This is a genomic window from uncultured Dysosmobacter sp., from assembly GCF_947631165.1.
Taxonomy (GTDB): domain Bacteria; phylum Bacillota; class Clostridia; order Oscillospirales; family Oscillospiraceae; genus Oscillibacter.
On the sequence record NZ_CANRKH010000074.1, the window covers coordinates 1 to 7,089 of the forward strand.

A 7,089-nucleotide genomic window follows, 5' to 3' on the forward strand; every position below is an offset into this window, starting at 1 on the left:
TCCAGGTGGCCGACGGCTACGGCTACGACATCCAGTGCGAGGTGGTCTGCGAGAACGGCACCGTGAAGCTGCCCGATCCCTACGCTGTGGTCCGCCGCTCCCGTCCCCAGGGCTGGGACAGCGTGAATCCCGCCGAATCCATGCCCATCATGACCGACTGGAAAGAGCGTTTCATTGAGGCCTACGACATTGAGTTCTGCAAGTGGGTGGAGTCCGTCCACGCCGGCAAGCTCACCGGCCCCTCCGCCTGGGACGGCTATGTGGCCTGCGTCGCCGGCGACGCCCTGAACGCCTCCCGCGGCACCTCTCAGTTCCTGAAGGTAGAGACCATGGAAAAGCCGGAGATGTACAAGTAATTTCCCCCTTTACACAAACAACAGCACCCGGTCCATCGACCGGGTGCTGTTTTGTATAAAATAGTATTATTCTATTTCAATATGTACCGACTCGTGGAACATTGGCTCCACCAGACCGGGAATATCCACAGCGTCCGTGAAGTACAGGTCCTCCGCATACTCCCGGATAAGGGAGATGATGTAGGGGTGTGGCCGCTCGTCGGGCCGCCGGGCGGCCACGCTGACCACCGCCGTTTTGGGCCGTAGCCCCTCCAGCAGCTTGCGGGTCGTGGAGGACAGGGAGGCGTGGTGGGGCACCTTCAAAATATCGCAGGGGGCCAGCATGTCGTTGTTCCACACCACAGCGTAGGCGTCGCCGCCCAGGACGATCTCCTTTCCGTGGTAATGCAGCCGCTGGCGCAGGCTGGAGATGTTCATGCACTTGCCCCACTGCATCAAACTGTACCGGTCCCGTTCGCCCCGAAAGGCCCCGTCATAGACCGCCTTCTGCCGGGAGTACAGCGCCGGTTCCCCGCAGATGACATCCATGGAGAGGTCCGCAGTCAGCTGGTAAAACTCCTGTCGGTCCCCCGGCAGCTCCACCAGCTCTTTGATCCGACCCGGATGTTCCCGCAGCATCGCGGCATACATATTGGCGCACCGCAGCACGTTTCGGGCCGCCCGGGGCAAACCGTTGTCGCCGTCCGGCTCCAGGTCGCCGCTGTCCGCCGGAGGGATATAGGTGCAGACCAGCTTGTCCACCGTCACTGCGTCCAATACCCGGCCCAGGCCGCCGACATGGTCCCGATGGAAGTGGGTCAGCAGCAGCATATCCAAATGGGAAACGCCCTGCTTTTTCAAAAATTCCCCAGCGTAGATGCGCCGGGAGCGTGGGTCCAGTTCGGCGGAGTGATCATCCCGGATCAAATTGTCATGTCCGCAGTCCACCAGCATGGCAAATGTCTGCGTTCCGTCCTCCACTTCCCGGATCAGGGCAGAATCCCCGTTGCCAACGTTGATGAAATCCAAAATCAGCATCCACATCCCCCCTTCTGTTGGTATTTACGATACCACAGTTCGTTGCGTCTTACAACTAAAACCGTCTCTCCGCCTCAACAAATTTTTGTCCTAAATTTTGGCAGCCCTGACAAAAGAAGCACTTTCTCCAGCACATCTATAATCAAATAACTTGAAAAGTGATAAAACCGCTTCTCAAGTGTCACAGCGCCAACGCGCTGTGACAGGCCGCGAAAGCGGCCATGATTTGGATTTCATAGTCAATCACCGCGCACTTTGTGCGCGGCGGGCATCGTCCGCCTGAAAAATAGCTTTGTTATTTTTCAAGTTGATTGACTATATCAAAACAGCCTCGCCCCCTGCTCTGGCCGTGGGCTGCTCTAATAAGAAAGAGGGACCGTCCGGTCCCTCTTTCTTCCTTTCCTTCTATGCTGCGGATAGCCCCTGTTCCCTTTTACAGCTTCCGCAGCACATCCACCAGGGCGGTCTTGCTCTCCGTCTTGGCGTCCTTCATCTTGATGACGCGGGCTGGGCTGCCGGCCACCACGGCGTTTTCCGGAACGTCCTCAATGACCACCGCCCCCGCGGCTACCACGGCGTTTTTACCGATGTGGACCCCCTCGATGACCACCGCGTTGGCGCCGATCAAAACGCCGTCCTCCACGATGACAGGCGTGGCGGATGCAGGCTCCACCACGCCTGCCAGCACCGCGCCGGCACCGATGTGGCAGTGGTTGCCCACGGTGGCGCGGCCCCCCAGGATGGTGCCCATATCGATCATGGTGCCTTCGCCGATGACAGCGCCGATGTTGATGACGGCGCCCATCATGATGACGGCACCCTCACCGATCTCCACCTTCTCCCGGATAATGGCGCCGGGCTCAACGCGGGCCTTCACGCCCTTCAGGTCCAGCAGGGGCACGCCGGAGTTCCGGCGGTCATTTTCTACCACCAGATCCGTGATTTTCCCGGCATTGGTCTCCAGAATCGGGGCCAGCTCTCCCCAGTCGCCGAAAACAGTGAAGCTGTTTCCGCTGCCAAAAACCCTGGCGGAACCAAAATCCACCGGGCCAGTGGTGTTGACGTACAATTTCACCGGAGTCTTTTTCTCGGAATTTGCGATATAGTCGATGATCTCTTGGGCATTCATAGCACGTTCTCCTCATTGTTTGATGGGTTGGGACGCCGGTCCTTGCTTGACGATATTCCGGCGAAGCGCTTCGCTGCCGCCGGCCAGTCGCAGGCTCTGCACCGCCCCTGCAGCCCGCCGCCTTACAAAAGGCGGCTTTTATTCTGCTCCGAACAGGATGGTTTGCAGATCATAAACGCCGTTGGGCTTCCCCGGCAGCAGGCGGGCCATGTGCAGGGCGCCGTTGACAAAGATCTGGCGGCTGGCGGCCCGATGGGTCAGCTCCAGCTCCTCGTCGGGGCCAAAGAAATGGACCTGATGGGTCCCGGCCACAGTGCCGCCCCGGAGGGCGTGAACGCCGATCTCCTGCTTGTTCCGCCTTCCGCAGTTTCCCTCCCGGCCATAGACCGGAGTCAGGGCGTGATCGGGGTCGATGGCCTCCAGCAGCAGCTTGGCGGTGCCGCTGGGGGCGTCCGCCTTCTGGTTATGGTGGGTCTCGGTGATCTCAATGTCAAAATCCGGCTTCAGCACGTCGGACACGACCCGCAGCGCCCGGGCCAGCACCGCCACGCCCAGAGAGAAGTTGGCGCTCCACAGCACCGGGGCGGCAGTTCCCAGGGCTTTCAGCTGGGCCAGCTCCGCGGGGGAATAGCCGGTGGTGCCGGACAGCAGCGGCGTGCCGGTGCGGCGGACATAGGCGCAGATCTCCGGCAGGGCCTCCGGCCGGGAGAAGTCCACCACCACGTCGGCCACTCTGCCCAACTTTGCCAACCGCTCCAGATCCCCATGGCCAAAGGCGGCCACCACCTGGTCCCCGGCGGCCTGGGCAGTCTCTTGGATCAGTTTGCCCATCTTGCCCCGGCCGATCAACAGCAGCTTCACAGCAGCCCAGCCTCCTTCAGGCTGAAGCGCAGGACGGCCTGGTGCTCCTGACTCATCTCACACAGAGGCAGCCGCATGGGGCCGACGTTCAGTCCCATCATATTCATGGCGCTCTTGACGGGAATGGGGTTCACCTCGATAAAGAGGTCGTTCATCAGCTTCAGATACTTCAGGTGGTTTTCCACGGCCCGGGCCGGGTTCCCGCCCAGATAGTCCGCCACGATCTGATGGCACATGGCGGGCATCACGTTGGCGTATACAGAGATGACGCCGCTGCCGCCGATGCTCATCAGGGGAATGGTGATGTCGTCGTTGCCGGAGTACAGCGCGAAGTCCGGTCCGATGCAGTGGGCGATCTTCATGGCATAGCTCATGTCGCCGCTGGCCTCCTTGATGCCCACGATGTTGGGATGCCTGCTCAGCTTCTCCACCACGCCCACGGGGATGGAGCAGCCGGTGCGGCCGGGAACATTGTAGAGGATACAGGGAATGTGGACCGCGTCCGCCGTCTCGGCAAAGTGGCGGTACATGCCCTCGGGATTGGCCTTGTTATAGTAAGGGGAGATGAGCAGCAGGGCGTCCGCGCCCATGTCCTGGTACTCGACGCTCTTCTCCAACTGGGTCGCAGTGCAGTTGGAACCGCTGCCCACGATGACCGGGACCCGCCCATTCACCACCTTGATAGTGTGAGCCACCACGGAGGCGTCCTCCTCGTGGCTCATGGTAGAGTATTCGCCGGTGGTGCCCAGGGTCAGGATCGCATCGGTGCCTCCGGCGATCTGGCGCTCCAGCAGCTCGGTCAGCACCTCAAAATTGACGCTGCCATCCTCGTGAAACGGCGTGATCATCGCCACGATAGATCCCTTGATGTTTTCAAATTTCATGATTGTGCCCTCCATTTTCCAGATGTAAAATGAAAAACGGTAGAGGCACGCCTCTACCGAACGACAGCCGCACCCACGCGGCACACCTGGCAGATAGCGCACCCACAGCTTTCGCCGTGGACAGTCCCACGGGTGTTTCCCGCGGCCCCACCCTCCCCCCGCGCCCGGGTGGAAAGTTCGGCGGATTTGCCCTCGCCACGCTCACAGCCTGCCGGCTCCCGTGGGTCCATCGCCTCCGCGCCTCTATCTCATTTTTTGTCATCATACCACCAACTCTGTCCAGTTGCAAGAGAAATTTTTAAAATCCCCTGTTCGATTTTTCAAAGACGTGCTATATTGGAGCAAAGGAAGCCACAGGAGGTCCCTGCCATGTCCACATCTGCTGCCGCCCACCACCGCGCTCTGCACCAGATCCCCGAGCTGGACGACCAGCTGCCGGAGACTCTAGAATATGTCACATCTGTATTAGCTCTTCTGCCCTGCCGCCTGTCCTTTCCCATTCCCGGCAGCGTCTGTGCCTTTTTTGACGCCGGAAAGCCGGAGACCGCAGCCTTTCGGGCGGACATGGACGCCCTGCCGGTGACGGAGGCCACCGGCCTGCCCTATGCCTCCCGGAATCCTGGCGTCATGCACGCCTGCGGTCATGACGGCCACACCGCCATGGCCCTGTCCCTGGCGGAATACGTATCCGCCCATCTCGCAGAACTGCCTCGGAACGTATTGTTCCTCTTCCAGCCTGCCGAGGAGACCACCGGCGGCGCCCAGCGCCTGTGCGATACCGGCATTCTGGCACGGTGCTGTGTGACGCGTATCTTCGGCCTGCACCTGTGGCCCGGTCTGGAGGCCGGCCGGATATTCTCCCGCCCCGGCCCCCTGATGGCCCGGGCCAACGAGGTCACTGTGACGGTAACGGGCAAAAGCGTCCACCTCTCCCGGGCCAGCGAAGGCCGGGACGCCCTGGCGGCGGGGGCCGAGTACCTCCGCCGGGCCTACGCTATGGTGAACGCTCTGCCGCCGGAAGAGCCTCGAGCGTTTCTGTTCGGGAAAATGACCTCCGGCACGGTCCGCAACGCCGTCAGCGGAAAAACCGTTCTAGAGGGCAGCCTGCGGACTTATCAGGAGGAGACCTACCGCCGCTGCCGCGCTCAGTTTGCCGCCATCGGAGATGCCCTGGCGGCGGAGACCGGCTGCGGCGTAGAGGTGTATCTCAATGAGGGCTACCCAGCAGTGTGGAACCATGAGGGCCTGTATGAGGCCGTCTGCTCCGCACTTGGCCAGGACGCCCCCGCCCCGCTGGAGTCTCCGGTGCTGGCGGCGGAGGACTTCTCCTGCTACCAGCGGCAGGTCCCCGGCCTGTTCTGTTTTCTGGGCGTGGGAAACACGGCAGAGCTGCACGCGCCGGAATTCTGTTTTGACGATGAAGCCGTGCTGCCAAAGGGCGTGGAATTTTTGAAAAAATTGCTGTATTTGGATTGAACCGCATCGAAAAAGAGCGCTGTGCCGCTGGCACAGCGCTCTTTTGATAGGATCCAGGCCGTAACTCACAGCGTTTTGATGAACCGCTCCACCCGATCCAGGCCCTCTTTCAGGTCCTCGTCGGAATAGCAGTAGCTCAGCCGCATGTAGCCCTCACAGGCGAAATAGCAGCCGGGGATCAGGCCCACCAGCCCCTCCTTCAGCATTTTCTCGCAGAAGGTCAGGGAATCCATGCCGAATTTCTCGATGTTGATGAACATGTAGAAGGCGCCCTCCGGCTTTTCCACCTCCAGGCCCATGTCCATTAGCCGCTGATATACATAATCCCGGCGCTTGCGGAAAATCTCCACGATGCCGCTGGTATCGCTCTCCAGGGCGGCCACACAGGCGGGCTGCACGAAGGCGGGAGCGGACACCACTGCGTACTGGTGGAAGATCTGCATCCGGTCCCGAATGGGCGCGTTGGCCATGCACCAGCCCAGCCGCCAGCCGGTCATGGCGTAGGGCTTGGAAAAGCTGTTGATGACGATGATGCGGTCCCGCATGTCCTGATACTCCGCGAAGCTGTGATAGTCGCTGGTATAGGTCAGAGTGCGGTACACGTCGTCACACAAAACGAAGATGGGCTTGTCCTTCAGGATCTCGTGAACGGCGTCCAGGGTCTCCCGGGTGTAGATGCAGCCGGAGGGATTGTTGGGGGAAGTCAGGATGATGGCCTTGGTCCTGGGCGTGATGGCCGCCTTCAGCTGCTCCGGGTCGATCTGGAAGCGGTTCTTCTCCGTGGGCATATTCACCGGCACGCCCCGGCACAGCCGCGTGATGGACTCATACAGGCTGAAAGCCGGCGTGGGGATGATGACCTCGTCGCCGGGGTTCAGGACGGTGGAGAGGCCGATAAATAGGCCCTCGGTGGCGCCGATGGTGAGAATGATCTCCTCCGGATCGTAACGCAGGCCATGGACCCGTTCCTCAAACTTGGAGATGGCCTCCAGCATATAGGGGTAGCCATTGCCGGGGGGATAGTGGGTATCGTTGGCGTCCAGGGCGGCCTTAGCGGCCTCCTTCAGGGCATCGGGGGTGTTCTGGTCCGGTTCGCCGATGGTCAGCGCGCAGGCGCCGGGGGTGTCCCGCACCAAAAAGGTAAAACGCCTGATACCAGAGAGCTGCTCTCCTAGCACCGCGTTGTTCAATGTCAGATCCATGTCTCTCACGCTCCTTTTACAGATATGACCAGTATACCCGCCTCCCCAAAAGATGTCAACGGCGTTCCCACAAAAAATGGACAGCCTGCTGTAGGATTGTCAAACATATTGGACAGCGAAGTCAAGAGGAGAAAGCCAACGGAGAGGCCTCATAGGGAAGTTGT

The 7,089-nt window shown here is 60.7% G+C and carries 6 protein-coding genes, 1 pseudogene and 1 riboswitch; of the genes and pseudogenes, 2 read left to right on the forward strand and 5 right to left on the reverse strand.

Going from position 1 to position 7,089, the window contains the following annotated elements; translation table 11 throughout:
- Positions 1 to 356 (forward strand): annotated as a pseudogene (locus tag Q0Z69_RS16225) (inositol 2-dehydrogenase); the annotation flags it as partial.
- A gap of 66 nt (positions 357 to 422) precedes the next feature.
- On the opposite strand, the gene Q0Z69_RS16230 reads toward Q0Z69_RS16225, so the two are convergent.
- The 4 genes from Q0Z69_RS16230 to dapA all read right to left on the reverse strand — a co-directional run bounded on the left by Q0Z69_RS16230 (position 423) and on the right by dapA (position 4,247).
- Positions 423 to 1,373, reverse strand: a complete 951-nt coding sequence (locus Q0Z69_RS16230) for a ComEC/Rec2 family competence protein (RefSeq protein WP_298035446.1) — start codon at positions 1,371 to 1,373, stop codon at positions 423 to 425.
- A 433-nt stretch (positions 1,374 to 1,806) separates the two neighbouring features.
- The gene (gene dapD / locus Q0Z69_RS16235) at positions 1,807 to 2,502 is read right to left on the reverse strand and encodes a 2,3,4,5-tetrahydropyridine-2,6-dicarboxylate N-acetyltransferase (protein WP_298035447.1); all 696 of its coding nucleotides are present in this window, start codon (positions 2,500 to 2,502) and stop codon (positions 1,807 to 1,809) included.
- 138 nt (positions 2,503 to 2,640) lie between these two features.
- The gene (gene dapB, locus Q0Z69_RS16240) at positions 2,641 to 3,363 is read right to left on the reverse strand and encodes a 4-hydroxy-tetrahydrodipicolinate reductase (RefSeq protein WP_298035448.1); all 723 of its coding nucleotides are present in this window, start codon (positions 3,361 to 3,363) and stop codon (positions 2,641 to 2,643) included.
- Positions 3,360 to 4,247: a 4-hydroxy-tetrahydrodipicolinate synthase gene (gene dapA, locus Q0Z69_RS16245; protein ID WP_298035449.1), complete on the reverse strand. Its 888-nt coding sequence runs from the start codon at positions 4,245 to 4,247 to the stop codon at positions 3,360 to 3,362. Before dapA ends, dapB begins: the two co-directional genes overlap by 4 nt.
- A gap of 86 nt (positions 4,248 to 4,333) precedes the next feature.
- Positions 4,334 to 4,501: riboswitch (Lysine riboswitch) on the reverse strand.
- Positions 4,502 to 4,616: 115 nt separating this feature from the next.
- On the opposite strand from dapA, the gene Q0Z69_RS16250 reads away from it, so the two are divergent.
- A complete protein-coding gene (locus Q0Z69_RS16250) occupies positions 4,617 to 5,723 on the forward strand; it encodes a M20 family metallopeptidase (protein WP_298035450.1) in 1,107 nt (368 codons plus the stop codon).
- Between the two features lie 65 nt (positions 5,724 to 5,788).
- Here the strand turns inward: Q0Z69_RS16250 and Q0Z69_RS16255 are convergent, their stop codons facing one another.
- Positions 5,789 to 6,925, reverse strand: coding sequence for a pyridoxal phosphate-dependent aminotransferase (locus Q0Z69_RS16255; protein ID WP_298035451.1), 1,137 nt, complete (start codon positions 6,923 to 6,925; stop codon positions 5,789 to 5,791).
- Positions 6,926 to 7,089 lie beyond the last annotated feature (164 nt).

Coding starts and splice junctions, on each gene's coding strand:
- Q0Z69_RS16230 (WP_298035446.1), bottom strand. CDS start 1,373: ATGCTGATTTTGGATTTCATCAACGTTGGCAACGGGGATTCTGCCCTG.
- dapD (WP_298035447.1), bottom strand. CDS start 2,502: ATGAATGCCCAAGAGATCATCGACTATATCGCAAATTCCGAGAAAAAG.
- dapA (WP_298035449.1), bottom strand. CDS start 4,247: ATGAAATTTGAAAACATCAAGGGATCTATCGTGGCGATGATCACGCCG.
- Q0Z69_RS16250 (WP_298035450.1), top strand. CDS start 4,617: ATGTCCACATCTGCTGCCGCCCACCACCGCGCTCTGCACCAGATCCCC.
- Q0Z69_RS16255 (WP_298035451.1), bottom strand. CDS start 6,925: ATGGATCTGACATTGAACAACGCGGTGCTAGGAGAGCAGCTCTCTGGT.